The 26,473-nt window shown below is 71.2% G+C and carries 25 protein-coding genes; 20 read left to right on the forward strand and 5 right to left on the reverse strand.

Annotated features, from left to right (window positions below; translation table 11 throughout):
• Positions 1 to 125: 125 nt before the first annotated feature.
• A complete protein-coding gene (locus ASC99_RS36115) occupies positions 126 to 2,141 on the reverse strand; it encodes a beta-galactosidase (protein WP_057240235.1) in 2,016 nt (671 codons plus the stop codon).
• Between the two features lie 203 nt (positions 2,142 to 2,344).
• Between ASC99_RS36115 and ASC99_RS36120 the strand changes: the two genes are divergently transcribed.
• From ASC99_RS36120 to ASC99_RS36150, 7 genes are all read left to right on the forward strand, one after another.
• The gene (locus ASC99_RS36120) at positions 2,345 to 3,658 is read left to right on the forward strand and encodes an ABC transporter substrate-binding protein (RefSeq protein ID WP_057240237.1); all 1,314 of its coding nucleotides are present in this window, start codon (positions 2,345 to 2,347) and stop codon (positions 3,656 to 3,658) included.
• A gap of 71 nt (positions 3,659 to 3,729) precedes the next feature.
• Complete coding sequence (locus ASC99_RS36125; RefSeq protein WP_057240238.1) at positions 3,730 to 4,644, forward strand: carbohydrate ABC transporter permease; 915 nt, start codon at positions 3,730 to 3,732, stop codon at positions 4,642 to 4,644.
• On the forward strand, positions 4,644 to 5,480 hold the full coding sequence (locus ASC99_RS36130; protein ID WP_057240240.1) for a carbohydrate ABC transporter permease: 837 nt from the start codon (positions 4,644 to 4,646) through the stop codon (positions 5,478 to 5,480). The genes ASC99_RS36125 and ASC99_RS36130 overlap by 1 nt, the downstream gene beginning before the upstream one ends.
• A 34-nt stretch (positions 5,481 to 5,514) precedes the next feature.
• Positions 5,515 to 6,558, forward strand: coding sequence for a LacI family DNA-binding transcriptional regulator (locus ASC99_RS36135; protein ID WP_057240241.1), 1,044 nt, complete (start codon positions 5,515 to 5,517; stop codon positions 6,556 to 6,558).
• An 88-nt stretch (positions 6,559 to 6,646) separates the two neighbouring features.
• Positions 6,647 to 8,089 carry an ATP-binding protein gene (locus ASC99_RS36140; protein ID WP_057241156.1) on the forward strand — a complete coding sequence of 481 codons (1,443 nt, stop codon included), beginning with the start codon at positions 6,647 to 6,649 and terminating at the stop codon, positions 8,087 to 8,089.
• A 229-nt stretch (positions 8,090 to 8,318) separates the two neighbouring features.
• Complete coding sequence (locus ASC99_RS36145; RefSeq protein ID WP_057240244.1) at positions 8,319 to 9,317, forward strand: zinc metalloprotease; 999 nt, start codon at positions 8,319 to 8,321, stop codon at positions 9,315 to 9,317.
• A gap of 134 nt (positions 9,318 to 9,451) precedes the next feature.
• Positions 9,452 to 11,017 carry a phosphonate degradation HD-domain oxygenase gene (locus tag ASC99_RS36150; RefSeq protein WP_057240246.1) on the forward strand — a complete coding sequence of 522 codons (1,566 nt, stop codon included), beginning with the start codon at positions 9,452 to 9,454 and terminating at the stop codon, positions 11,015 to 11,017.
• Positions 11,018 to 11,119: 102 nt separating this feature from the next.
• On the opposite strand, the gene ASC99_RS36155 is transcribed toward ASC99_RS36150, so the two are convergent.
• Positions 11,120 to 11,887 (reverse strand): GntR family transcriptional regulator, encoded by a 768-nt coding sequence (locus ASC99_RS36155; protein ID WP_057240248.1) that lies wholly within the window; start codon positions 11,885 to 11,887, stop codon positions 11,120 to 11,122.
• A 261-nt stretch (positions 11,888 to 12,148) separates the two neighbouring features.
• On the opposite strand from ASC99_RS36155, the gene ASC99_RS36160 reads away from it, so the two are divergent.
• The 9 genes from ASC99_RS36160 to ASC99_RS36200 all read left to right on the forward strand — a co-directional run bounded on the left by ASC99_RS36160 (position 12,149) and on the right by ASC99_RS36200 (position 21,337).
• Positions 12,149 to 13,321, forward strand: a complete 1,173-nt coding sequence (locus tag ASC99_RS36160; RefSeq protein WP_057240250.1) for an ABC transporter substrate-binding protein — start codon at positions 12,149 to 12,151, stop codon at positions 13,319 to 13,321.
• A gap of 53 nt (positions 13,322 to 13,374) precedes the next feature.
• On the forward strand, positions 13,375 to 14,286 hold the full coding sequence (locus tag ASC99_RS36165) for an ABC transporter permease subunit (RefSeq protein WP_057240404.1): 912 nt from the start codon (positions 13,375 to 13,377) through the stop codon (positions 14,284 to 14,286).
• Positions 14,274 to 15,098 carry an ABC transporter permease gene (locus ASC99_RS36170; protein WP_200948520.1) on the forward strand — a complete coding sequence of 275 codons (825 nt, stop codon included), beginning with the start codon at positions 14,274 to 14,276 and terminating at the stop codon, positions 15,096 to 15,098. The genes ASC99_RS36165 and ASC99_RS36170 overlap by 13 nt, the downstream gene beginning before the upstream one ends.
• Before the next feature lie 20 nt (positions 15,099 to 15,118).
• Entirely contained in the window at positions 15,119 to 16,192 is a 1,074-nt protein-coding gene (locus ASC99_RS36175; protein WP_057240252.1) for an ABC transporter ATP-binding protein, read from the forward strand.
• 33 nt (positions 16,193 to 16,225) lie between these two features.
• Positions 16,226 to 16,903, forward strand: coding sequence for an HAD family phosphatase (locus ASC99_RS36180; protein ID WP_057240254.1), 678 nt, complete (start codon positions 16,226 to 16,228; stop codon positions 16,901 to 16,903).
• Positions 16,903 to 17,223: a multidrug efflux SMR transporter gene (locus tag ASC99_RS36185; RefSeq protein WP_057240256.1), complete on the forward strand. Its 321-nt coding sequence runs from the start codon at positions 16,903 to 16,905 to the stop codon at positions 17,221 to 17,223. The genes ASC99_RS36180 and ASC99_RS36185 overlap by 1 nt, the downstream gene beginning before the upstream one ends.
• 130 nt (positions 17,224 to 17,353) lie before the next feature.
• Positions 17,354 to 18,754 (forward strand): endonuclease/exonuclease/phosphatase family protein, encoded by a 1,401-nt coding sequence (locus tag ASC99_RS36190; protein ID WP_057240258.1) that lies wholly within the window; start codon positions 17,354 to 17,356, stop codon positions 18,752 to 18,754.
• A gap of 13 nt (positions 18,755 to 18,767) precedes the next feature.
• A complete protein-coding gene (locus ASC99_RS36195; RefSeq protein WP_057240260.1) occupies positions 18,768 to 20,732 on the forward strand; it encodes a phosphocholine-specific phospholipase C in 1,965 nt (654 codons plus the stop codon).
• 47 nt (positions 20,733 to 20,779) lie between these two features.
• The gene (locus tag ASC99_RS36200; RefSeq protein ID WP_057240262.1) at positions 20,780 to 21,337 is read left to right on the forward strand and encodes a 3'-5' exonuclease; all 558 of its coding nucleotides are present in this window, start codon (positions 20,780 to 20,782) and stop codon (positions 21,335 to 21,337) included.
• 29 nt (positions 21,338 to 21,366) lie between these two features.
• Here the strand turns inward: ASC99_RS36200 and ASC99_RS36205 are convergent, their stop codons facing one another.
• Positions 21,367 to 22,098, reverse strand: a complete 732-nt coding sequence (locus ASC99_RS36205; RefSeq protein WP_057240264.1) for an SDR family NAD(P)-dependent oxidoreductase — start codon at positions 22,096 to 22,098, stop codon at positions 21,367 to 21,369.
• Positions 22,099 to 22,193: 95 nt separating this feature from the next.
• Here ASC99_RS36205 and ASC99_RS36210 point away from each other — a divergent pair, with 95 nt between their 5' ends.
• Positions 22,194 to 23,045 carry a LysR family transcriptional regulator gene (locus ASC99_RS36210; RefSeq protein ID WP_057240265.1) on the forward strand — a complete coding sequence of 284 codons (852 nt, stop codon included), beginning with the start codon at positions 22,194 to 22,196 and terminating at the stop codon, positions 23,043 to 23,045.
• A 99-nt stretch (positions 23,046 to 23,144) separates the two neighbouring features.
• The gene (locus ASC99_RS36215) at positions 23,145 to 23,552 is read left to right on the forward strand and encodes a DUF3224 domain-containing protein (protein ID WP_057240267.1); all 408 of its coding nucleotides are present in this window, start codon (positions 23,145 to 23,147) and stop codon (positions 23,550 to 23,552) included.
• On the opposite strand, the gene ASC99_RS36220 is transcribed toward ASC99_RS36215, so the two are convergent.
• Complete coding sequence (locus tag ASC99_RS36220; RefSeq protein WP_057240269.1) at positions 23,537 to 24,346, reverse strand: NAD(P)-dependent oxidoreductase; 810 nt, start codon at positions 24,344 to 24,346, stop codon at positions 23,537 to 23,539. The two genes, ASC99_RS36215 and ASC99_RS36220, sit on opposite strands and share 16 nt — an antisense overlap.
• Positions 24,343 to 24,750 carry a RidA family protein gene (locus tag ASC99_RS36225; protein ID WP_057240271.1) on the reverse strand — a complete coding sequence of 136 codons (408 nt, stop codon included), beginning with the start codon at positions 24,748 to 24,750 and terminating at the stop codon, positions 24,343 to 24,345. The genes ASC99_RS36220 and ASC99_RS36225 overlap by 4 nt, the downstream gene beginning before the upstream one ends.
• Before the next feature lie 114 nt (positions 24,751 to 24,864).
• Between ASC99_RS36225 and ASC99_RS36230 the strand changes: the two genes are divergently transcribed.
• Entirely contained in the window at positions 24,865 to 25,746 is an 882-nt protein-coding gene (locus ASC99_RS36230; protein WP_057240273.1) for a LysR family transcriptional regulator, read from the forward strand.
• A 9-nt stretch (positions 25,747 to 25,755) separates the two neighbouring features.
• On the forward strand, positions 25,756 to 26,418 hold the full coding sequence (locus ASC99_RS36235) for a trans-aconitate 2-methyltransferase (RefSeq protein ID WP_157531973.1): 663 nt from the start codon (positions 25,756 to 25,758) through the stop codon (positions 26,416 to 26,418).
• Positions 26,419 to 26,473 lie beyond the last annotated feature (55 nt).

Raw genomic sequence — 26,473 nt, forward strand, 5'->3', positions numbered from 1 at the left:
AGCGGTGGGGCGCTCCGCACTGGGGATGGGAGCGCCCCACCGGGGGCCGGTCCGGGGGAGCCGGGCCGGCCGTTGCCCTGTCGGATCCGACCCTCGGCGGGTCCGACAGGTGATCCGGGAGAGGGTCAGATACTGACCACTCGGGTGGAGTTGGCGGGCAGGTCCAGCCGGCCGGCCACCGGGCTGCCGGTGATGAGCTCGACGCCCTCGCCCGGCAGCGGCAGCTCGACGTCGGCCGAACTGTGGTTGATCGCGAACAGGTAGCGGCCGTGCTCGCCCACCCGCTCCACCAGCTCGACGTCGCGCGGCAGTTCACGCTCGGCCAGGCCCGCGTCGGCGCAGGCCCGGGCCAGTACGGTGTCCAGGCCGGCGCCGTTCAGCCGGCTGGAGACGTACCAGGCGGTGCCGTCCCCGAGCGCGTGCCGGGTGACGGCGGGGTGCCCGGCAGCCGGGCCGTCGGCGTACGTCCAGACCGGTTCGGCGCCGCGCGGGACGACGAACTCGGACCACACGTCACCGGTCAGCTCGGAGCCACCGCCGACCAGTCGGACGGTCTCCCCGGCCCGCAGCGGTGCGAACTCCTCGACCGTGAGGCCGAGCACGTCGCGCAGCGCGCCCGGGTGCGGGCCCGGCTGGACGGTGTCGTGCTCGTCCACGATGCCGGAGAAGTAGGAGACCGCCAGCGTGCCGCCCTGCGCCACGTACTCCTGCAGGTTGAGCGAGGCCGCCTCGGTCATCAGGTACAGCGCCGGGACCAGCACCAACGGGTAGCCGCTGAGATCGGCCTCGGGGTGCGCGAAGTCGACCGTCAGGTGCCGGTCGTACGCGGCGGCGTACCAGGCGTCGGCCCGCTCGCGGGCGTCCAGGTCCTCGCTCGGCCGCCACTCCAGCTTCTGTGCCCACCAGGACTGCCAGTCCCAGAGGATCGCCGCGTCGGCCTTGACCCGGCTCCCCCGGACCGCGCCCAGCGAGCCCAGGTCGGCGCCGAGTGCGACCACCTCGCGCCAGATCCGGCTGTCGGTCCCGGCGTGCGGCAGCATCGCGGAGTGGAACTTCTCGGCGCCGTAGCGGGAGGCCCGCCACTGGAAGAACATCGCGCCGTCCGAGCCGCGGGCGACGTGCGCCAGGCTGTTCCTGGCCAGCTCGCCGGGCTGCTTGATCAGGTTGCGGGGCTGCCAGTTGACCGCGCCGGTGGAGTGCTCGAGCAGGAGCCAGGGGCGACCGCCGGCCACCGAGCGGGTGAGGTCCGCCGACATCGCGAGGTTGATGTGGTTGCGAGGCGCATCGGCGACCAGGTAGTGGTCGTTCGAGACCAGGTCCACCTCGCGGCCCCAGGCCCAGTAGTCCAGTGACTCGCACTGGGACAGCGCGGTCATGAAGTTGGTGGTGACCGGGATACCGGGCGAGAGCCGGTGCAGCACGTCCCGCTCGCGCTTGAAGTTGGCCAGGATGGCGTCGTTGGTGAACCTGGCCCAGTCCAGCTGCTGCGCCGGGTTGCCCGCCGTGGGGGTGGTCCGGGGCGGCCGGATGTCGTCCCAGCGGTTGTACCGCTGGCCCCAGAAGGTGGTGCCCCAGGCCGAGTTGAGCTCGGCCAGAGTCTGGTACCGGTCGGCCAGCCAGCGCCGGAAGTGCGCGGCGGAGGTCTCGCAGTAGCAGGCGCTGACCGGCACGCCGTACTCGTTGTGCACGTGCCAGAGCGCGACCGCCGGGTGGCTGCCGTAGCGCAGGCCGAGCTGCTCGGTGATGCTCGCGGCGGCCTCCTGGTAGGCGGGCGAGCTGTGGCAGATCGCGCCGCGTCCGCCGAACTCGTACCGCAGGCCGTCCTTGCCGACCGGCAGCGCCTCGGGGTGCTCGCGGTAGAACCAGACCGGCGGGACCACGGTGGGAGTGCCGAGGTCGACCCGGATGCCGTTCTCGTGCAGCAGGTCGAGCAGCCGGTCCAGCCAGCCGAAGTCGTAGGCGCCGCGCTCGGTCTCCAGCAGGGCCCAGGAGAAGATCCCGACGCTGACCATGGTGACCCCGGCCTCGCGCATCAGCCTGACGTCCTGCTGCCAGACCTCCTCGGGCCACTGCTCCGGGTTGTAGTCCCCGCCGAAGGCGAGCGCGTCCAGCCCGACGGGCCAGGTCAGCGGGTGTTCCATGTGAGGCTCCATCAGGAAGTTCTGTGAACGTGCACAGCGACTGGGTCCCTGTGTCTCGCCTAGATAACCGTACGATCCCAAGCATTGACAAGTGTCTGGCTGGTTTCCGTACTGTGAACGTGCACAGTCGATGATCGCGGCCCCCACCCGCTCCGACTGCCCCCGCTTCTCCCCCTGCAGCAGTGATCCTCGGGAGGATCCCCATGAACCGTCGCGCCCTCGCCCCGGCCGCCCTCGCTCTCACCGGCGTGCTCGCGCTCGCCGCCTGCTCCAGCTCCGCCGGCTCCGACGAGCCCAAGGCCGCCACCGGCCCGGTGAACCTGACCTTCTGGTCCTGGACCCCGAACATGGACAAGGTCGTGGCGCTCTGGAACCAGGGCCACCCCGACATCCAGGTGAGCGTGCAGAAGCAGGCCAGCGGCGACGACCTGGTCACCAAGACCATCACCGCCGCCAAGGCCGGCAACGCCCCCGACCTGGTGCAGGCCGAGTTCCAGGCGCTGCCGACGCTGGTCTCCAACGACGTGCTGGCCGACATCTCCAAGCAGGCCGGTGCGGTGAAGAGCCAGTTCGCCGCCGGCGTCTGGCAGCAGGTCTCACTCGGTACCGACGCCGTCTACGCGATCCCGCAGGACACCGCCCCGCTGGCGCTCTACTACCGCACGGACATGTTCCAGCAGTACGGCCTCAAGGTGCCCACCACCTGGGCCGAGTTCGCCGACGCGGCCCGCCAGTTGAAGCAGAAGGACCCGAGCAAGGCGCTCACCACCTTCTCCGCCAACGACTCCGGCCTGTTCGCCGGGCTGGCCCAGCAGGCCGGGGCCAAGTGGTGGACCGCCTCCGGCGAGACCTGGAAGGTCGGCATCGACGACGCGGCCACCAAGAAGGTCGCCGACTTCTGGGGCGGCCTGGTCAAGGAGGGCGCCGTCGACAACCAGCCGATGTACACCCCGGCCTGGAGCAAGGCGCTGAACGACGGCAGCCAGATCGCCTGGGTCAGCGCGGTCTGGGCGCCCGGCGTCTTCGACAGCTCCGCTCCGGACACCAAGGGCAAGTGGGCGATGGCCCCGCTGCCGCAGTGGAACGCCGGCGAGACCGTCACCGGCAGCTGGGGCGGCTCCACCACCGGCGTCACCACCGGCGCCAAGAAGGCCGGGCACGCCGACGCCGCCGCCCAGTTCGCCTCCTGGCTGAACACCGACCCGACCGCCGTCACCGCGCTGGTCAAGGAGGCGGGCATCTACCCGGCCGCCACCACCGCCCAGACCGGCTCCGCGCTGGCCGTTCCCCCGGCGTTCTTCGCCAACCAGGCGGACTTCTACCCGAAGGCCGCCGAGATCGCCAAGGGCACCGCGGCCGCCGCCTGGGGCCCGAACGTCAACGTCGCCTACTCCACCTTCAAGGACGCCTTCGGCAAGGCCGCCCAGGACAAGGGCGACTTCTCGGCCGCGCTGACCGCGATGCAGCAGGCCACCGTCGCGGACCTGAAGAAGAACGGCTTCAAGACCGAAGGCTGACCGGCCAGTTGACCAGGCCCGGGGCTGACCGAGCGTCAGCCCCGGGCGTCCTCCCGAACCCAAGGACCGCCATGGCGCCCCCGCAGCCCAGGCCGACCAGGCGACTCGCCCCGTACGCCTTCCTGGCCCCCGCCACCCTGCTGTTCTCGCTGTTCTTCGCCCTGCCGATCGGTTACGCGATCTACCTGAGCTTCCGCGCGGTGCGGGTCAAGGGACTCGGCCTCGGCTCCGGTGCCCGCACCGAGATCTGGGCCGGCCTCGGCAACTACACCTCCGCGCTGAGCGACCCCGAACTGCTCGGCGGCGCCGGGCGGACCCTGGTCTACGGAGCGCTGCTGGTGCCCGCGATGCTCGGCGCCGCACTGTTCTTCGCGCTGCTGCTCGACACCCCGGCGATCCGGTTCGGCGCGTTCTCCCGGCTGGCGATCTTCCTGCCGTACGCGGTGCCCGGCATCGTGGCCTCGCTGCTCTGGGGCTTCCTCTACCTGCCGACCGTCAGCCCCGGCTACTTCCTGCTCACCAAGGCCGGGATGGAGGGGCCCGACCTGCTCTCCGGCAACGGCCTCTTCGTGGCGCTGGCCAACATCGCGGTCTGGGGCGGCACCGGCTTCAACATGATCGTCATCTACACCTCGCTCCGGTCCATCCCGGTCGAGCTGTACGAGGCGGCCCGGCTGGACGGCTGCTCGGAGCTGAAGATCGCCCTGAAGATCAAGATCCCGATGGTGCTGCCCTCACTGGTGCTGACCTTCTTCTTCTCGATGATCGCCACCCTGCAGGTGTTCAGCGAGCCGATGACGCTCAAGCCGATGACCAACGCGCTCAGCTCCACCTGGAGCCCGCTGATGAAGGTCTACCGGGACGCCTTCATCCAGGGCGACATCTACTCCGCCGCCGCCACCTCGGTGGTCATCGCGGTCGCCACCCTGATCCTCTCCTTCGGCTTCCTCAAGCTGGTCAACAAGCGCACCGACGGGGGCAGCTGATGCGTACCAAGTCGACCCGGTGGATACCCACCCTGATCCTGCTGCTCGGCGCGGTCTACTGTCTGGTCCCGATCATCTGGGTGGTGATGGCCTCGACCAAGAACGGCCAGGAGCTGTTCACCACCTTCACCTTCGCCCCGGGCTCCGGCTTCCTGGACAACCTGTCCGAGCTGTCCGCCTACCGGGACGGCGTCTACTGGCGCTGGATGCTCAACTCCGCGCTGTACGCGGGCTTCGGCGCACTGCTCTCCGCCGCACTCTCCGGCGTGACCGGCTACGCGCTGGCCAAGTACCGCTTCCGGGGCCGGAACGCACTGTTCAGCATCCTGCTCGCCGGGGTGCTGATGCCGCCGATCACGCTGGCCATCCCGCAGTACCTGCTGATGGCCGAGGCGGGTCTGGCCGACAGCTACTGGTCGGTGCTGCTGCCCAGCATCCTCAGCCCGTACGGCATCTACCTGGCCCGGATCTACGCCGCCGCCGCGATCCCGGACGAGGTGGTGGAGGCCGCCCGGGTGGACGGCGCACGGGAGTTCCGGCTGTTCCGCAGTGTCGCGCTGCCGATGATGGTGCCCGGTCTGGTGACCGTCTTCCTGTTCCAGTTCGTGGCGATCTGGAACAACTTCCTGCTGCCGTACATCATGCTCGGCGACGACTCGAAGTTCCCGGTCACGGTGGGTCTGTACTCGCTGCTCCAACAGGGCGCCAACGCCCCCGCGCTGTACACCCTGGTGATCACCGGGGCGCTGCTCTCGATCGTCCCGCTGATCGCACTCTTCCTGGGACTCCAGCGTTACTGGCGCATCGATCTGCTCTCCGGCGCCGTAAAGTCCTGACTGTCCGCCAGCTTCATCTGTTGAGGAACCACCCATGACGGAACCCGCGCCCCATGGCAGGACCGGCCGCACCCGGCGTCCGCCCACCATCCACGACGTCGCCGCCGAGGCCGGCGTCTCGCGCGGCACCGTCTCCCGCGTCCTCCAGGGCGGACACAACGTCAGCCCCGCTGCCCTGGAGGCCGTGAACGCCGCGATCAGAAAGCTCGGTTACGTGGTCAACCGGGCCGCGCGCAGCCTGGTCACCCAGCGCTCGGGCTCGGTCGCCTTCCTGCTCACCGAGCCGCAGGAGCGCTTCTTCGAGGACCCCAACTTCGTGACCCTGCTGCGGGGTTGCACGGCCGCACTGGCCGACCACGACATCCCGCTGATCCTGATGACGGCGGGCAACGAGGCCGAACGCCGCCGGGTCACCCGCTACCTGGCGGCCGGTCACGCGGACGGCGTCCTACTGGTCTCCTCGCACGCCGGCAACCCGATCCTGGCCGAGCTCCGGCAGGCCGAACTCCCCGTCGTCTCCTGCGGCAAACCGCTCGGCCACCGCGGCCGGCTCGCATACGTGGCGGCCGACGACCGGGAGGGCGCCAAGGAGATGGTCCGTCACCTGCTGGACTCCGGCCGCCGCCGGGTCGCCACCGTGACCGGCCCGCAGGACACCCCGGGCGGCGTCGAGCGGCTGGCCGGCTACCGCGAGGTGCTGGCCGAGTACGGCATCCCGTACGACGACCGCCTGGTCGCCGAGGGCGACTACAGCCGCACCAGCGGCGAGACCGCCACCGACCGGCTGCTCACCCAGGCCCCGGACCTGGACGCCCTGTTCGTCGCCTCCGACCTGATGGCCGAAGGCGCCCTCACCGCCCTCACCCGAGCCGGCCGCACCGTCCCCGACGACGTGGCCGTCGGCGGCTTCGACGACTCCCCCGCCGCCCTCGCCGCCCGACCCCCGCTCACGACGATAAGGCAGCCCTGGGACCGGATCAGCGAGGAGATGGTCCGCCTGCTGCTGGCCCAGATCGCCGGCGACGACCCCTCCACGGTGATCCTCCCGACCGAACTGGTGGTCCGCAGCTCCACCTGACCGACTGGGATCATCTGGTCACGTAGAATAACAAACGCCGATGTATGATACTTGGCGGTATGTTAATCGACTGCATGTTGAGCGGACCATGAGCTTCTACGGGCGCCAGGCTGTCCTCCGGCAGCTTTCCGGACACCTCGATGCCATCCGCGACCAGGGCACGGGCCGAATGCTGGCGGTCCGGGGGCGACGCCAGGTGGGAAAGTCCCGTCTGTTCACTCGCTTCGTCGAGCAGTCCGGACTCCCGTATCTCTACTTCACAGCGGTGAAGAACGCGGATCCGGCCGGGCAGTTGCAGACCCTCACCTCCGACCTGGCCACCTCGCGCATCCGGCTTCCGGAAGCGGACACCCTCTTCGCCGCACCGCCCTCTTCCTGGTCGGACGCGCTCGGGCGGATCGCGCTCTCCGCCGCACACACCCCGACCGTCGTGATCCTCGACGAGTTCCCCTGGGCCGCCGCAACCGACCCGACGCTGGAAGGAGCTCTCCAGAACGCCTGGGACCGTCGCCTCGAACAGAGCCCGATCCTGCTCGTCCTGATCGGCTCGGACGTCACCATGATGGAACGACTGACCGAGCACGACCGCCCACTGTTCGGCCGAGCCCGCGACCTGCTGATCCACCCGTTCGATCCTGCGGAGTGCGCGGAGGCCCTCGGCTCGGGCCATGCCCCGGTGGACGCCTTCGACGCCCACCTCGTCACCGGCGGCTACCCGCGTCTGCTGCTCGAGTGCGCACGAGTGGGGGGCGTGCGGGAGTTCGTCCGGCAGGAGCTTTCCGACGAGAACAGCAGTCTGGTGGTGGCGGGCCAACGAACACTCGAGGCGGAATTCCCCGAGGGGCCGCAGGCGCGCCGGGTGTTGTCCGCCATAGGAGGGCACGAGGTGGGCGTGGCCGCCTTCTCGCAGATCGTCGGCCGACTGCCCGAGGAGGGCGGCACCGCGCAGACCGCGACAACCCGCGCCCTGCGCACGCTCACCGAGCAGAAGGGTGTCGTGGTCACGGACACGCCGGTCGGCGCGCCGCCGAAGGGCCGCCTGAAGCGCTACCGGATCGAGGACCCGTACCTGCGATTCTGGTTCCGTTTCGTGGAGCAGCAGGTGCCGCAGATCGCGCGTGGCCGGGCCGACATCGCCATCGACGTCTTCGAGCGGGACTGGACGACCTGGCGGGGCAAGGCGATCGAACCCCTGGTCCACGAGGCGCTCCGTCGGCTCCGCCCCGACCTCCCCGTCCTCGACGGCGCCGAGGAGATCGGCAGTTGGTGGACCCGCGACAACGCGAACGAGTTCGACATCGTGGCGCGGATCGCCCGGACCCGTCGGGTGTCGGCCGTTGGCACCGTCAAGTGGCGGGAGCGGAAGCAGGTCACCGCAGCGGAGTTGAACCACCTGGCCGTCGCACGGTCGGTGGTCCCGGAAGCAGCCGACGCGCGGCTGATCACCGTCTGCCCCGCCGGTGTCCACTCCGAGGTCCGACCCGATCTTCACCTCGGCGCACGCGAACTGCTGGCTGCCTGGGGCTCCTGACCGTCCGTTCGGCCGGGTGCAGGGGCGATTTTCGGACAACGCGTGGTGTTGCGTGGCGGTAACACCTGTGTGCGGCAGGGGACTCACCAGGGAGGATCTGCGGGGCGGGGGCGGTCGGGCAGGATATTTTACGGCCGGTTCAGGTATGACGCGTGCACGCCGATGCTGCGTAGCCTCTCTGCTCGGCGGCCCCTCACCGCCGACCCCCACGGCTTCACCAGGAGAGCAGATGCGTCGTCCTGTCCTTTCCCTTGCCCACACCTCGAGCCGGCTGCTGAGCGTCGCCGCCATCGCCGGGCTGCTGACCGCAGGTCAGTTCGCCGTACCCTCCTCGATCGGTGCGCTGGGTGTGCCGAGTGCCGCCGCGTGCGCCTCCGACCAGGCCGGGGAGAACGCCTCGGCCCGTCAGGTCAAGGGCGGTCACGCCGCCGAGCCGAACGCGCTGACCGACGCCCAGGCCAAGGCGATGGACGCCGACCTGAACGCGAAGGTCACCCAGCTGCGCAAGTCGGCGCAGGGTCAGCAGCTGCTCGCGGGCGGCTCGCTGGCGGCCACCAGCATCCCGGTCTACTTCCACGTGGTGCACAGCGGCACCACCGGGAAGCTCACCTCGACCGACATCAGCAAGCAGATAGCCGTGCTGAACGCGGCCTACGGCGGCCAGGGCACCGGTAACACCGCGACCCCGTTCTCGTTCTCCCTGGTCGCCACCGACTACACCGACAACTCGACCTGGTACAACGGCATCACGCCGGGCTCCACCGCCGAGAAGAGCATGAAGAGCACCCTGCGCAAGGGCGGCGCCAACGCGCTGAACATCTACACCGCCAAGCTCGGCCAGAGCCTGCTGGGCTGGGCCACCTTCCCGAGCTCCTACAACTCGAACCCGTCGGACGACGGCGTGGTCATGCTGGACGCCTCGCTGCCCGGCGGCTCGGCGACCAACTACAACGAGGGCGACACCGCCACCCACGAGGTCGGCCACTGGATGGGGCTCTACCACACCTTCCAGGGCGGCTGTAACGGCAACGGCGACTACGTCTCCGACACCCCCGCCGAGAAGAGCGCGGCCTTCGAGTGCCCGACCGGCCGGGACACCTGCACCAGCAAGCCGGGCCTGGACCCGATCAAGAACTTCATGGACTACACCTACGACTCCTGCATGACCCAGTTCACCCCGGGCCAGGTCACCCGGATGAACAACTCCTGGGCCTCGTACCGCGCCTGACCCTTCCTACGGCCGACGGGCGCCTCTCCTTCCGGAGGGGCGCCCGTCGGTCGTTGTTCGTTTCCCGGCCTCTGGGCGGTCACCTTCGGCAGTCAGAGTTGTATGTACAACTTCTGCCTCAGGAGGACGTTCCGATGACTCTCTCGCCGTACTGGCTGCGCGACAACTGCCCCTGCACCGACTGCCGCGACCCACGCACGGGGCAGAAGCTGTTCCAGATCACCGACCTGCCCGGCGATCTGACGATCGGTCACTCGGCGGAGGCCGACGGCGTGCTGGCGGTGGAGTGGTCGGACGGGCACTCCTCGCGCTACCCGGTCGACTTCCTCGCGGGAGACGGCGGTGACGACGGCCGGACCGAGCAGGGCAAGCCGCTCTGGGCCGTCGCGGACTTCGCGGGCGGGCTGCCGGAGGCGGACTGGTCCGCGTACGTGGCCGAACCGGCCGAGCGGGCAGCGGTGCTGGGCGCGGTGCGGCGGTTCGGCTTCGCGCTGCTGCGGGAGGTGCCGGCGGTCGAGCGGCAGGTGCTGGCGGTGGCCGGGACCTTCGGGTACGTCCGGGCGACCAACTACGGCGAGCTGTTCGACGTCCGGGTCGAGGCCGATGCCAACAACCTGGCCTTCACCAACGTGGCGATCGCCCCGCACACCGACAACCCCTACCGCGACCCGGTGCCCACCCTGCAGCTGCTGCACTGCCTGCGCAACGAGTCCGAGGGCGGCGACTCCGGCCTGGTGGACGGCTTCCGGGCGGCGGCCACGCTGCGGGCCGAGCACCCGGCGGACTTCGCGGTGCTCACCGGTACGCCGGTGCCGTTCGTGTTCCGCGACCGGGGCACCGAGCTGCGGGCCGACCGGCCGCTGATCGAGGTCGACCCGCTGGGGCGGATCCGCGAGGTGCGGTTCAACAACCGTTCCATCGGCACCCTGCGGGACGGTGACGTCGAGGCGTTCTACCGGGCGTACCGGCGGTTCGCGGAGATCACCCTGCGGCCTGAGCTGCAGCTGGAGTTCCGGCTCGGGCCCGGCGACTGCCTGATCTTCGACAACACCCGCCTGCTGCACGCCAGGACCGCCTTCGAGCAGGACGGCGCCCGGCACCTGCAGGGCTGCTACGCCGACCTGGACTCGCTCGCCTCCACGCTCGCGGTACTGGACCGGCGGGCCGCCGCGATCGACACGATCGCCGGGCTGTTCGCGGCCGAGGGTGCCGGGGAGTACCTCGGCGAGGCCGTCACGATGGCCGAGCACATGCTCCAGTGCGGCGCACTGGCCGAAGCGGCCGGCGCACCCGACCACCTGGTGGCCGCCGCCCTGCTGCACGACGTCGGCCACTTCGGCGGCTCCGGCCTGGAGCTGATGGCAGGTCAGGACAACCGGCACAGCCACACCGGTGCGGACTGGCTCGCGCGGTGGTTCGGCCCCGAGGTGACCGGCCCGATCCAGCTGCACGTGGCCGCCAAGCGGTACCTGTGTGCGGTGGATCCCAGCTACCTGGCGCTGCTCTCCGAGGCCTCGGTCTTCACCCTCCAGGTCCAGGGCGGGCCGATGACGGACGAGGAGGCCGCCACTTTCGCCGCCCTTCCGGGGGCCGCCGACGCAGTCACCGTCCGGCGCTGGGACGACCAGGCGAAGGACGCCGACGCGGTCACCCCGGACTTCGACCACTTCCGGCCGCTGCTGGCCCGCGTTCTGGGCTGAGCTTGCGCAGGTGCTCAGGTATCTACGGTCAGGGGCTCGGGGAACTGCGAGGAGATCTGGCGTGCGGGTCATTGCGAAAGTGCCTGACCATGCACAGTGTGCCTAGTCGCTCTCGCGGGCGTGGCGTGAAAGAGCGGAGGAGGCCAGCGAGTTGTGGATGCTGAAGGCGACCGTGCCGGGGAGGTAACGGTCCTGGGACCACTCGACCGGGGTGCCGGTGGGGTCGGTGGTTCGGCGCTTCTCGCGGAGCAGGGGGCTGCCGCGGCGGCAGGTGAGGAGGCGGGCGTCGTCGGCGTTGGCGGCGACCACGTCGATGGTGTGGTCGGCGTCGGTGAAGAGGATGCCGTGTTCGCGCAGGGGCTCGGTGTGGGAGACCACGTCCGGGGGGAGCTGGGCGACCAACTCACCGACCAGGGGTGGGTAGACCGTTCGTTCCACCATCACGGGAGTGCCGGAGAGGGTGCGCAGCCGGAGCGTCACGTAGACCTCGGAGCCGGGCTCCAGGCGGAGCTGTTCGCGTTCGGCGGCGTCGGCGGGGCGGCGGACCAGGGACTCCAGCCGGCCGCCGGGCTCCTCGCCCATCGAGCGGGCCCAGTGGGTGAAGGAGAGCAGTTCGGAGAAGCTCTGCACCCGGGCGGTGCCGAGCACCACCCGGCGGGTGCCGCGACGGGAGGTGACCAGTCCGTCGGCGCGCAGCACGGCCAGGGCCTGGCGGACGGTGCCCCGGGAGACGCTGTACTGCTCGGCCAGGGCGCCCTCGGCGGGCAGCCGGCCGGCGTCGCCGTAGGAGCCGGAGGTGATGGCTTCCCGCAGGTCGGCGGCCACCTTGCGGTAGAGCGAGCCGGCGGCGCGGTCCTGGTCGAGTGCCACGTGCGTCAAAGTCCTTCCCTGCGCGGTGTCCTGTCCACCCAGATGGTGCACGGACGCCACCGACTGTAGCCGCTGCTGATCACCACGCAGGGGTCGGACGACACCGTTCCCGCAGCCGCCCCCTGTACTGGGCCATCCGTTCACCTTCTCGTCACCGGACTCCGGCGTACTTACCTCCGGCAGCCAAGTTGGCTGGCCAACTTGGCACAGCGTCAGCTGGCCCCCTCCCTCGCGAACTCCCCTTCCTCAGGAGATCCACCCGTGATCACGCACCGCTCCCGTGCCGCCGCCCTCGCGGCCGTGCTGACCGCCGCCGCGCTCTCCCTGTCGGCCTGCGGCTCGGCCGGCTCGACCGCCAAGTCCGGTGACGCCGCCCCGAAGGCGGGCACCAAGGAGGCCAAGGACGCCGCCTCCGCAGCCGACCTCGGCGGCATGGACGCCCTGATCGCCGCCGCCAAGAAGGAGGGCAAGCTGCACGTCATCACGCTGCCCCGGGACTGGGCGAACTACGGCAAGATCATCGACGGCTTCAAGGCCAAGTACGGCATTGAGGTCGAGGAGGAGAACCCGGACGGCTCCAGCCAGGACGAGATCAACGCGATCACCTCCCGCAAGGGCCAGGACCGCGCCCCCGACGTGGTCGACCTGGGCAGCGCCTTCGCCATCCAGGCGGTCAAGGACGGCCTGCTGGCCCCGTACAAGGTGGCCACCTTCGACAAGGTCGCCGAGACCATGAAGGACCCGAGCGGCGCCCGGGTGAACGACTACGGCGGCTACATCTCGATCGGCTGCGACGCCAAGAAGATCCCGAACTGCCCGAAGACCTTCGCCGACCTGCTCAAGCCCGAGTACAAGGGCAAGGTCGCGCTGAACGGCAACCCGACCAAGTCCGGCTCGGCCTTCGGTGGCGTCATGGCGGCCGCGCTGGCCAACGGCGGTTCGCTGGACAACATCCAGCCCGGCATCGACTTCTTCGGCAAGCTGAAGGCGTCCGGCAACTTCAACCCGGTCGAGTCCACCCCGGCCACCATCGAGAAGGGTGAGACCCCGATCTCGATCGACTGGTCCTACCTGAACGCCGGCTACACCGACCAGTTCAAGCCCAAGGGCATCGAGTGGCAGGTCGCGATCCCGGCCGACGGCAGCTACGCCCAGTACTACAACCAGGGCATCAACAAGTTCGCCCCGCACCCGGCGGCCGCCCGCCTGTGGCAGGAGTACCTGTTCAGCGTCGAGGGCCAGAACCTCTTCCTGGGCGGCTACGCCAACCCGGCGCAGTTCGAGGCGCTGAAGAAGGACGGCACCCTGGACACCGCCGCCGCGGCGAAGCTGCCCGTGATCGAGAAGCCGTTCACCGTCTTCCCGACCCCGGAGCAGATCACGGCCGCGAAGAAGGTCGTGACCGAGAACTGGACCAAGGCGATCGCGGGCTGATCACCGAAATGACCACGGCTCCCACCCCGGTGCCGACCCCCGCCGCCACTGAGATGATCAGTGGCGGCGCGGGGGTCCGCACCGCAACTCCCGTCCCCCGCAAGCGTGTCCGGTCGCTGCGCCGCCTCGGCGGCTCCTGGCTGGCCACCGTCCCGCTGCTGCTGTTCTTCCTGGTCGGCTTCGGCCTGCCGGCCGTCGCGATCGTGGTCGGCGCGTTCACCGCCTCCAGCGACGCCGAGGCCGGCGCCGGGGAGTTCACCACGGCGAACCTCACCGACTCGGTCCAGGGCGCGTACCAGACCGCCCTGTGGAGCAGCGTCAAGCTCTCCGCGCTGACCGCGCTGCTCGCCACCCTGATCGGCCTGCCGATCGCCCAGGCGGTCGTCACCTCCCGGTTCCGCGCGCTGCGCGAGGCGGTGCTCACCGCCTCCGGTGTGCTGGCCAACTTCGGCGGCCTGCCGCTGGCCTTCGCCTTCGTCGCCACCCTCGGCAACGCCGGTGAGATCACCGAGATGTTCGACCTGACCGACCACGGCTGGTCGCTCTACTCGTTCACCGGCCTGACCGTGGTGTACCTGTACTTCCTGGTGCCGCTGATGGTGCTCACCGTCACCCCGGCGCTGGACGGCCTGCGGGTGCAGTGGCGCGAGGCCGCGCAGAACAACCGGGCCACCGGCTTCCAGTACTGGCGGCACGTCGCGCTGCCGATCCTGTTCCCCTCGCTGCTCGGCGGCTTCGTGCTGCTGTTCGGCAGCGCCTTCGCCGCGTACGCCACGGCGGCCGCGATGGTCGGCGCCACCGTGCCGCTGATCAGCCGTTCGATCGCGGACGCGCTCTCCGGCAACGTGCTGGTCGGGCAGGGCAACCTGGCGCTCGCGCTCAGCCTGGACATGATCCTGGTCGCCGTCCTGGTGATGGCCGTCTATCTCCCCCTCCAGCGCCGGAGCGCCCGATGGCTCAGCTGATCTCTCGTCTGCGCCTGTGGCGCGGCCTCGTCCTGCTGCTGGCCGGGGTGTACTTCCTGGTGCCGATGGGGGCCTCGGTCTGGTTCTCCCTCGACACCAACCACGGCATCGACTTCGCCGCCTACACCGGCCTGTTGAGCGCGCCGGGCTTCACCGACAGCCTGGTGCTCACGCTCGAGCTGGCCGCCGTCACCGTCGTGGTGCTGCTGCTCCTGCTGGTGCCCGCGCTGATCGCGGTCCGGCTCGGCTCGCCCCGGCTGCGCGCGGTGCTCGAAGTGGTCTGCACGCTCCCGCTGGTGGTGCCCCCGGTGGCACTCACCGCCGGTCTGATCGGGGTGCTGCGCTGGGGCCCGGACTACCTGATGGACACTCCGTTCTTCCAGACCATGGTGTTCATCCAGGACCCGAAGTTCCCGCTGGTGCTGGTGATCGCGTACGTGCTGATGTCGCTGCCGCTGGCCTACCGGGCGCTGGACGCCGGGCTGCGCGCGGTGGACGTCCGCACCCTGGTCGAGGCCGCCCGCAACTGCGGGGCGAGCTGGCCGCGCGCGGTGCTGACGGTCGTGCTGCCGAACCTGCGCGGCGCGCTGCTGAACGCCTCCTTCCTGACCCTGGCGCTGGTCCTCGGCGAGTTCACCGCCTCTTCGATCCTGGGCTACCAGCCCTTCGCGGTCTGGATCTACACCGTCGGCAACAGCCAGGGCCAGATGTCCGTCGCGGTCTCGGTGCTGAGCCTGCTGATCACCTGGGTGCTGCTGCTCCTGCTGTCCACGGCCGGCCGTGAGCGGCGCCGGAACACCACCACCCACTGAATTCTGCGGAGACAACCCCCATGAGCACCACCACTGTTGACAAGAAGACGGCCGTCGGCGCCACCGTCGAGTTCAAGGCGCTGCGCCGGTCCTTCGGGGTCACCACCGCGCTGGACGGCCTGGACCTGACCATCAACCCGGGCGAGCTGGTGGCCCTGCTGGGCCCGTCCGGCTGCGGCAAGACCACCGCGCTGCGCATCCTGGCCGGCTTCGAGTCGCACGACTCGGGCCAGGTGCTGGTGGACGGCGAGGACATCACCGGGGTGCCCGCGCACCGCCGGGACGCCGGCATGGTGTTCCAGTCCTACAGCCTCTTCCCGCACCTGAGCGCCGCCGACAACGTGGCCTTCGGCCTGCGGATGCGCGGTGCCGGCAAGGCCGAACGCCGCCGCCGCGCCCAGGAGTTGCTGGAGCTGGTCGGCCTGCCGCAGCACGCCGACCGCTACCCGCACCAGCTCTCCGGCGGTCAGCAGCAGCGGATCGCGCTGGCCCGCGCGCTGGCCCTGCAGCCGCGCGTGCTGCTGCTGGACGAGCCGCTCTCCGCACTGGACGCCAAGGTCCGGCTGAACCTGCGGGACGAGATCCGCCGCCTGCAGCAGGAGTTGGGCATCACCACCCTGTTCGTGACGCATGATCAGGAGGAGGCGCTGTCGATGGCCGACCGGGTCGCTGTGCTGCGGGCCGGCCGCCTGGAGCAGTGCGCCACCCCGTCCGAGCTGTACGCCCGTCCGGCCACCGCGTTCGTCGCGGAGTTCGTCGGCACCATGAGCCGGATCCCGTGCGTCCGCTCCGGCGACTCCGTGGTGCTGCTCGGCCGGCCCTTCGCGGTGGACGGCACGCTGCCCTACGACGGCGAACTCGACGTCCTGGTCCGGCCGGAGAACGTCGGCCTGACCGCCTCGGCGACCGGCCCCGCGCTGGTGGTGTCCGCCTCGTTCCTGGGCAGCGTCACCCGGCTGACCGTACGGTTGGCCGACGGCACCGAGGTGAAGGCCGACCTGCCGACCGAGGCGGCCGCCGCGCTGCCGATCGGCAGCAACGCCGAACTCACCCTGCCCGACCGCCCGGTGCTGGTCGACCGCCGCACCGCCTGATCCACCACCGAAGGTACCGCCATGCCTGAAGCCATGCCTGAGACCACGCCTGAAGCCAAGAAGCCCGCCGCCGTCCTGTTCGACATGGACGGCACCCTGGTCGACACCGAGCAGCTCTGGTGGCAGGCCGCCGTCGAGTGCGCGGCCGAGCTCGACCTGGTGCTGACCGACGCCGACCTGCCCGAGGTGCTCGGCCAGGCGGTCGAGCACACCGCGGCGCACCTGCACCGCACCAGCCGCACCGCGCTGAGCGAGCTCGAGCTCGCGGTGCGGCTGAACGACTCGTTCACCGAGAAGGTGGCCGCCGAGGTGATCCCCCGCCCCGGTGCGCTGGCCCTGCTGGCCGAACTGCGGGACGCCGCCGTGCCGACCGCGCTGGTCTCCGCCTCGCCCCGCCGGGTGGTCGACCTGGTGCTCGGCACGCTGGGGCGGGACTGGTTCGCCGTCACGCTGGCCGCCGAGGACACCCCGCGCACCAAGCCCGAGCCCGACCCGTACCTGGCCGCCGCCGCCCGGCTCGGCCTGGACCCGGCGGACTGCGTCGCGGTCGAGGACACCCCGACCGGGGTCGCCTCGGCGTACGCGGCGGGCTGCGCGGTGCTCGCCGTACCGTCCGCCGTGCCGATCGCCGCCGCCGAACGGATCACCCTGCTGGACAGCCTGGAGCAGGCCGACCTGGCCCTGCTGGCCGGGCTCACCGGGCCGCGCTGATGCCGTACCTGCTGCTGGCGCTGGCCATAGTCAGCGAGGTCTGCGCCACCAGCTGCCTCAAACTCACCGAGGGCTTCAGCCGGTTGTGGCCGAGCGTCGGGGTGGGGCTCGGCTACACGCTCTCCTTCGTACTGCTCGGCCGGGCGCTGAAGCACATCCCGGTCTCGGTGGCCTACGCCGTCTGGTCCGGCGCGGGCACCGCCGCCGTCGCGGCGATCGGCGTGGTGGCGTTCGGCGAGCAGCTCGGCAAGCCGCAGTGGATCGGTATCGCACTGGTGATCACCGGCGTGGTAGTGCTCAACCTCCGGAGCAGTCACTGAGTTTGCGGTCTTCACGTCGCTTCGTCATGTCCTGTTCACGCGAAGTCCCCTGGGGCTAGAGTGAATTGGGTCAGTTGTACAGCCAACTCGACCCAGCCGCACCAGCGTTGGTGCGGCGGACAGGAGCTCCGTGGCGACCGGCAGCACGCTTGCGCTCAGCACTCCGACCAGCCCCACCGAGGGTGACCGGCTCACCTTCCACTGGACCACCGATGTCCCCGACGCCAAGAACTGGGTCGGGATCTACGACGGCACCCGGCTCCCCGGCACCGGCTCCTCGCTGCTGTGGAAGTACACCCCGGGTACCTTGGGTGACGTCCAGCTGGACACCTCGGCGCTGACCGGCGGCCCGTACACCGCCTACCTGCTGGCCAAGGACGGCTACGGCATCCTGGCGCAGAGCGCACCGTTCAGCTTCAAGCCCAAGCCCGCCGCCGTCCGCCCGCACCTGGCGGTGGACGCGCTGACTGCCACCCCGGTCGCGCCCGGCGCGGCAGTCAGCGTCAAGCTCGGCGGCCTCTGGGTCAGGGCGGCGGGCGCGGTCACCTTCCGCCGTACCGGCGGGGTGTCCTGGCTGACCGTCAGCTCGGCCGGCCAGGTCACCGGCACCGCCCCGGCGGCCGCGCTCGCGGACCCGGCGGTGCTCACCGTCGAGGCCAAGGACACGGCGGGCAACACCGACACGCTCACCTTGCTGGTGCCGGTACAGGCCGCCACCGCGCCGCTCCGGCTGAAGGTCGCGGCCTGGAACCTGGCCAACGCGGGCCTCGCCTTCACCGACCCGGTGGAGAAGCAGCTCCGGGTGGTGCTCACCCAGGGCCTGGACGTGGTCGCCCTGCAGGAGACGGCGGGCACCGCCGCGCAGACCCTGGCCAACGCGCTCGGCTGGTACGTCCAGCAGACGGCCGGCAGCGTGGGCATCCTCAGCCGCTACCCGCTGACCGCGGCGACCACCCCCGCACTGCCCGCCGTCGGCGTCACCGTCCAGCTGCCGGGCGGCCGTTCGGTCCGGCTCTGGGGCGCGCACCTGGACGAGACGGCGTACGGCCCGTACGCGATCCAGGACGGCCAGACGCCCGCTCAGGTGACAACCGCCGAGGCCGCGTCCACCCGGGGCCAGCAGGCCAGCGCGCTGGCGAACGCCGTCAAGGCCGACATCGCCACCGGCGCCCCGGTGCTGCTGGCCGCCGGGCTGGCCTCGCCCTCGCACCTGGACTGGACGGCCGCCACCGGACACCCCCTCAACTGGCCGGTGACGGTGGCCCTGCAGAACGCCGGGCTGACCGACGCCTACCGCGCCGCGCACCCCGACCCGGTGGCCTCCCCCGGCGCGACCTGGTCACCGACCCGCAAGCAGCGCGGCAGCAAGCCGGAGCCGCAGGACCGGATCGACCAGGTCCAGTACGCGGGCCCGCTCACCCTGGTCGAGGCGCACACCCTGACCACCGGCCGCCCACAGCCCGACCCGGCCGTCACCGGCAACGAATGGCCCTCCGACACCGCCGCCGCCGTCGCGACCTTCGCCCTCTGAAAGGCCGTATCCGATGACCGAGTTCAGCCGTCGCACCTTCGTCGGGGCCACCGCGGCCGCCGGCGCCGCCGCCCTGGTCGGCCTGCCCGTCGAGACCGCCTCCGCCGTCACCCCCGGCTCCGTCGGGCTCACCGGGACGGTCGCCGACATCCGGCACGTGGTGATCCTGATGCAGGAGAACCGCAGCTTCGACCACTACTTCGGCGCCCTCAACGGCGTCCGGGGCTTCGACGACAAGCAGGCGCTCCAGTTCCCCGACGGCGGCAACGTGTTCCGCCAGCCCGACGCCGGCCGCAGCGACGGCGGGGTGATGCTGCCGTACCGGATGGACACCAGCAAGTACAACGCGCAGAACGCCGGCGGCCTGCCGCACGACTGGGCCACCGGCCACCAGGCGATCAACAACGGCGCCATGAACAAGTGGATCCCGGCCAAGGGCGAGCGGGCGATGGGGTACTTCACCCGCGCCGACGTGCCCTACCAGTACGCGCTGGCCGACGCCTTCACGCTCTGCGACGCCTACTTCACCTCGCTGGCCGGGCCGACCGACCCGAACCGGCTCTACCTGTGGACCGGCACCTCGGGCCCCGGCGTGGACGGCACCACCGGGCCGTGGATCGACAACACCCCGGTCACCGACAACCCGGTGGCCGACTGGACCACCTACGCCGAGCGACTGCAGGACGCCGGGGTGAGCTGGCGGGTCTACCACAACCCGAGCAAGGACGAGCGGACCGGCGACTACGACGACAACGCGCTCTCCTACTTCAAGCAGTTCCACAACTTCCCCGCCACCGACCCGCGTTACATCAACGCGATGACCAAGTGGGACCTGACCGCCTTCGACCAGCACTGCAAGGCGGGCACCCTGCCCACGGTCTCCTGGCTGGTCGCCCCGTACCTGTTCAGCGAGCACCCGGCGGCCAACCCCAACTACGGGGCGCACTGGGTGAACACCGCGCTCCAGTCGCTGATGGCCAACCCGGAGGTGTGGAAGCACACCGCCTACCTGGTGATGTACGACGAGAACGACGGCTACTTCGACCACATGGTGCCGCCCACACCCGAGGCGGGCACCGCGAACGAGTTCACCCAGGGCCGGGCGATCGGTTTCGGCAACCGGGTGCCGTGCTGGGTCGCCTCGCCGTGGTCGCGCGGCGGGTGGGTCAACTCCCAGGTGTTCGACCACACTTCGGTGCTCCGGCTGCTCGAGGTGGTGACCGGCGTGCAGGAGCCGAACATCTCCGCCTGGCGACGGACCGTCAGCGGCGACCTCACCAGCTGCTTCGACTTCGGCAACCCCGACCTCTCGCTGCCCACCCTGCCGGACACCGCCGCGCTGATGGCCAAGGCGGACGCCGCCGCCAAGCTCCCGGCCGTCCAACTCCCCGCCGTCGGAGCCCAGTCGAAGCCCGTCCAGGAGCCCGGAGCCCGCCCGCACCGGCGACTGCCGTACCGGCCGTGGGCCGATGTCACGGTCGACCGGTCCACCGGCAAGGTCACCTGCGCACTGGCCAACTCCGGTTCGGTGGCCTTCCCCTACATGGTCTACCCGAACATCGTGTACGCCTTCGCGGGCACCCCGTACACCGTCCCTGCCGGAGCCTCCGCGAGCTACGTCTGGGACACCGCCGCCACCGACGGCCGGTACGACTTCACCGTGCACGGCCCGGACGGCTTCGTCCGCCGGTTCGCCGGTTCGGTGGTGCCGGCCGGGCAGGACGACGTGGCCGTCCCGGTGGTGACCGCAGCCGTCACGGGGTCCTCGCTGACCCTGACCCTGACCAACTCCGGGCGGACACCCGCCTACTTCGCCGCCACACCGAACGACTTCGGCACCCCGGCGCAGTCCGTCTGGGTCCCGGCCCAGTCCACCCGCACCCTGAACTGGGCGCTGGACCAAGGCCGTTACGACGTCACCGTGACCGCCGCCACCGGCACCCGCTTCACCCAGCGCTACGCGGGCACCCTGCACTGACGGCTAATCCGGGTGACCCGGCGGCCCGGCCCACCTACGCTCGGCGGATGGACAGGACAGCCGGACTGCTGAACGTGGTGGACATCGAGGCGACCTGCTGGGACGGCATGCCCCCGGTGGGCTCGGTGAGCGAGATCATCGAGATCGGGCTGACCGTGGTCGACCTGGACAGCGGGCAGCGGGTGGGGCGGCACCGGATCGTGGTGCGCCCCGCCCGCTCCTCGGTCAGTGCCTTCTGCACCCAGCTGACCGGGCTGACCCAGGCCGAGGTGGACACCGGGGTGAGCTTCGCCGAGGCGTGCCGCCTGCTGGCCGCCGAACACCACACCGGGTCGCTGCCATGGGCGAGTTGGGGCGACTACGACCGGAAGCAGTTCACCCGGCAGTGCGGCTACCAGGTCGCCTACCCCTTCGGCGATCGGCACGTGAACGCCAAGGCGGTCTTCACCGAGGTGTACGGGCTGCGCAAGCGGCCGGGCATGGCGCAGGCCCTGGAGATCGCCGGGCTGCCACTGGAGGGGCGCCACCACCGGGGCGAGGACGATGCGTGGAACATCGGCGCGCTGGTGCTCGACCTGGCAGGCCGGGGCGGCTGGCCCGACTGAGACCCTGCGGGCGATGACAGCCCTGCACATCACCAGGGAACTACGCCGGCGTCCTCGAAGAACCTGCCCGTCGGCCCGTCGTCGGGCAGCGTCGCGAGCTTGATGGCGATCGCGGCGCCCTGCTCGGGGGTACGCACGCCGCGGAAGCCGTTGAGGTCGGTCGCGACGTAACCGGGGCAGCCGGCGTTGATCAGGATGTTCGTGCCGCGCAGCTCCCGGGCGTACTGGAGGGTGACGGCGTTCAGGAAACTCTTCGACGGCGAGTACGCCGCGGCCACCGGACCGATCGCCTGCTCGGAGGCGTCCTCCGACTGCCGGGTGAGGGAGCCGACCGCGCTGGACATGTTGACGATCCGCGGCGAGGCGGAGCGGCGCAGCAGCGGCATCATCGCGTTGGTGACGCGGATGACGCCGATCACGTTGGTCTCCACGACAGTTCGGATGGTGGCGGGATCGACCCGGGTCGGCTCCTGCGGCATGCCGCCGGTGATGGCCGCGTTGTTGACAAGTACGTCGAGACGCCCGGCCTGATCCTCGATCAACTGCGCTGCGGCGGTGGCGCTCGCGTCGTCGGTCACGTCCAGTGGCACGCCGAACGCATCGACGCCGGCCGCGCGCAGCCTCTCCACCGCGGCCGCACGGCGCTGCTCGTCGCGGGCGCCGATGCCGACGCTCCAGCCGAGGGCGCCCAGGCCCACGGCGATCTCGTAGCCAATTCCCTTGTTCGCGCCGGTGATCAGCGCAATCGTTCGTTCGCTCATGGGAACCATGCTGCCTGCGGAGCCGGCCGGGGGTCCAAGACCGATCGGGTGGTCGGCGATACCGTCCGGGTATTGATCCGGGGTAGCGTGCCTGCATGGAGACCAGGGAACTGCGGTATTTCGTCGCCGTCGCCGAAGAGCTGCATTTCGGGCGCGCCGCGCAGCGGCTCGGGATCGCGCAGCCGCCCTTGTCACGGGCGATCCAGCAGCTCGAACGTCGGCTCGGGGCGGTGCTGTTGGACCGGACCAGCCGCACCGTCACGCTGACCGAGGCCGGCTCGGTGCTGCTGATCGAGGGCCGGGCGGCCCTGGACGCGGTCGAAGCCGCCGAGCGGCGGACCCGCCGCGCGGCCCGTTCGGTGACCGGCGGTCCCGGCCTGGTCCTGGTCACCAAGGCCAGCGCGTCCAGAGAACTGCTGGCGAAGTTGCTCGACGCGTACGCCGCCGAACCCGGCGCGGTCCCCGTCGACGTCATCCTGTGCGGTCCGGCCGAGCAGGAACGACTCCTGCGCGAAGGCCGGGCCGACGTGGCGCTGCTGCACCGGCCGTTCGACTCGACGGCCGGGTTCCACACCGAGGAGCTCAGCACGGAGAGCCAGGTCGTGATCCTGCCGGCCGGGCATCCGCTCACCGTCCGAGCTCATGTACACATGGCCGACATCACCGGGCTGCCGGGCCTGCCTCTGCCGCGCTGGCCCTGCCGCGACGGCACCTACTCGCCCGGCCCGGGCCCGCAGGTCCGCGACCACGCGCAGTTGTTGCAGCTCGTCGCGCTCGGCCGGGCCTGCGCGGTCTCACCGGAGTCGTGCCGAGCCCAACTGCCCGATGACCTCGCCGCCGTGCCCGTGCTGGACGCGCCCACAGTCACCACCGTGATCGCCTGGCCACCGCACAGCCGGTCCAGAGCCGTCGCCGACCTTGTCCGGACTGCGGTACGTCTCCAGTAGTTCCAACATGCCCGACCGGCTTCCACCTGTCGTGGCCCGACCCGCCCGGGGCGCCCTGATCCCCGGCCAGTGTCAGTGCCCCGCCGTACCATCCGCCGCATGAGAGCTTCCGGCACCTTTACCGTAAAGAGTTTCGTCCCGGCCGAGCTGACGGTCGATCCGGTCGTGGAGACCGCGCTGCCGGTCGGCGTCGCGATCATGGAGAAGCAGTTCGAGGGTGAGGCGGCGGGCCGTTCGGCCACCGTCTTCACCGGCGCGTACGACCAGGCGGCCGGGGTCGGCACCTACCTGGCGATGGAGTCCTTCGAGGGCAAGGTGAACGGCCGGGCCGGGGCGTTCAACTTCGTCCACTCGATGACCACCGCGGGCGGCGAGCCGACCGACCGGTTCTTCCTGATCGTGCCGTCCAGCGGCACCGGTGAGCTGGCGGGCATCACCGGTTCCGGCGGCCTCCAGGTGGATGCCGACGGCACCCACCGGATCTGGTTCGACTACGAGATCGCCTGACCTCGGGCCAGCGCGGCCAGGTCCTGGTCCGCCCCGCCGTCGGCGACGGCCGCCGCCACCGTACGGGCGGCGGCCTCGGCGACCGGCAGGGCGGGCCCGGCCGCGAGCGCCAGGCGGAGGTCCTTGGCGAGCGCCGCGAGGGTGAAGTCGGCGTCCCCGTAGGACTCTTCGGCCAGCCGCTCGCGCTTGGCGGTGACCAGCCGGCCGAACTGCCCCTCCGCCAGCAGATCGAGGATCTGACCCCTCGGTAGCCCCAGGGATTCGCCGAGGGCCAGTGTGTCCCGCAGGCCCGCCGCCGCGATGCCGAGCGTGAGGTTGGCGACCAGCTTGAGCGCCGACGCGGTACCGACCGGCCCGGTCCAGCGGCGTTCCCCGGCGTGCGACCAGGCGAGCAGCACCGGCTCGGCCGCCGCCACGTCCGTCGCCGCCCCTCCGGTGAGCACGGTCAGGCTCCCGGCCCGGACGGCCGGCACCGAGCCCAGCACCGGGGCCTCCACGTAGCGCAGCCCCGCCGCCACCGCCTCGGCCGCCAACTGCCGGGACTCGTCCGGCCCGACGGTGGACGCGTTGATCACGAGCGTCCCCAGCGCGGCGCCCGCCAGCACCCCGGCCAGCACCGACCGGGCGGCCGGGCCGTCCAGTACGGCGATCACCACCGCCTCCGCGCCCGCGACGGCGTCCTGCACCGGCCCGTGGCCGGTCCGGTTCCAGCCCGTCACCTCATGACCGGCCGTCACCAGGGCGGCGGCGAAGGCGGTTCCCATTCGGCCGAGTCCACAGACGGTGACCTTCACGCCAGCTGCTCCGGCACGATGGCGAACGCCTCGATCTCCAGCAGTAGTTCGGGCCGGAACAGCCCCGCGACCTGGACCGCCGAGCTGGCCGGAGCGTACGCCGGGTCGAGCGCCTCGTCCCAGGCGGTGCGGACCGCTTCCAGGTGGGCGATGTCGGTCACGAAGATGGTGAGCTTCGCCAGGTGCTCGAAGCCCGCCCCGGCGGCGGCCAGACAGTGGCCGAGGTTCGCGAAGACCTGCCGGGCCTGGGCCAACGCATCGCCCTCACCGACCAGTTGGCCCTTCTCGTCGAACGCCACCTGCCCGGCGACGAACACCTGCCGCCCGGTGCCGGACACCACGTGGCTGTACCGGCCACTGGGAGCTACGCCGGCCGGGTCGCCGAGACGGTTGAGCTGGGACATGACGGGTCCTTCCGAAGCGCCTACTGATACCGCGTCATCCTCGCCCTCGCGCTGATCTTCCGGTAGCGAATATCCGGCAGACCGGCCATGCGTCCACCGCATACCCTCCCGTGCATGGAACTCGCTGCCCTCCGCTCCTTCCGTGAGGTGTGCCGGCTCACCTCGATCAGCGCGGCCGCCCAGACCCTGGGCTACACCCAGTCCGCCGTGTCGCGTCAGATCGCGGCGCTGGAACGACAGTTGGGCAGCTCACTGCTGGAGCGGCACGCCCGAGGCGTCCGGCCGACCCCGGCCGGGCTGGTGCTGCTGGAGCACGCCCACGCGATCGTCACCCGGGCCGAACGGGCCGCCGAGGAGATCACCGCCGTCGGCCGCGACCAGGCCGCCCGGCTGCGGGTCGGCGCCGTGCCGACGGCCGCCGCCACCCTGCTGCCCCGCGCCCTCGCCCGCTACGCCCGGGACCGCCCCGGCGCCCGGGTCACCTTCGTCGAGGACGTCACGTCCAAGCTGCTTCCCCGCCTGCGCGAGGGCGAACTGGACGTCGCGGTGGTCACCGACTACCCGCCGGGCCTGCCGCTGCTCACCGGGATCGAACTGGTCCGGCTCCTTGACGACCCGCTCTGCCTGCTCCTCCCCGTCGGCCACCGGCTCGCCGACCAGGACACCGTCGACCTCGCCCAACTCGCCGACGAGACCTGGGTGGAGGACGACCCCGGCGCCGCCACCCTGCTCACCGGCGCCTGCGCCCGAGCCGGCTTCACTCCCCGTATCGACATCGAGTGCGGCAGCCTGCTCGGCAAACAGGCCTTCGTCGCCGCCGGTTTCGGCATCACCCTGGTCCCGCGTCTCCTCACCCCCGCCCTCCGCACCGACCTCCTGGTCCGTAACCTGACGGACCCTCCGGTCCGCACCGTCCTGGCCGCCAGTACGGGGCGGGCCAGCGAGCCGACCGCCCGCTTCCTGGACGCCCTGAAGGCGGTGGTGTCCGGCCGGTAGCCTGAGCTGATGGCGACCCTGCTGACCGACTCCGACCTGGACCGTTCCACTGTCGTGGCCAACAGCACGATGAACCGCGAGCGGTCCCTGACCGGGGTCAACAGCTACCGGCGCGAACTCGGCTTCGACCCGGCCGAGTGGCTGCTCGGACGGCCGGGCCCGGCCTCCTGGCTCGACCTGTGCAGCGGTGAGGGCCTTGCCCTGCTGCTCGCCGCCGACCGGCTCCTGGCCGACGCGGTGCTGACCGGCGTGGACCTGGTGGGCCCGGTCGGCCACCGAACCTCGGCCGCCGGCGTCCGCCTGGTCACCGCCTCGCTCGCCGACTGGTCACCCGGCCGCAAGTACGACCTGATCACCTGCGTGCACGGCCTGCACTACCTCGGCGACAAGCTCGGTCTGCTGGCCAAGATCGCCGACTGGCTGGTCCCGGACGGCCGGTTCACCGCACATTTCGACCCGGAGTCCGTCCGACGCCCCGACGGCGGCTCGCTGGCCCGCCCCGTACTGGCGGCCCTCCGGGCAGCAGGCTTCGAGTACCGCGCCCGGCGGCACCTGCTCACCCTGGACGGCGGACGCACCGTCAGGCTGCCGTTCGACTACCTCGGCGCGGACGACACCGCCGGCCCCAACTACACCGGCCAGCCCGGGGTCGCCTCGCACTACCGGACCTGACCGGCGCTACCGGGCCCGGCACGGACGTCAAGCCCGGCGCTCAGCCAGGGCGGCG

This window comes from Kitasatospora sp. Root107 (genome assembly GCF_001424875.1).
GTDB lineage: Bacteria > Actinomycetota > Actinomycetes > Streptomycetales > Streptomycetaceae > Kitasatospora.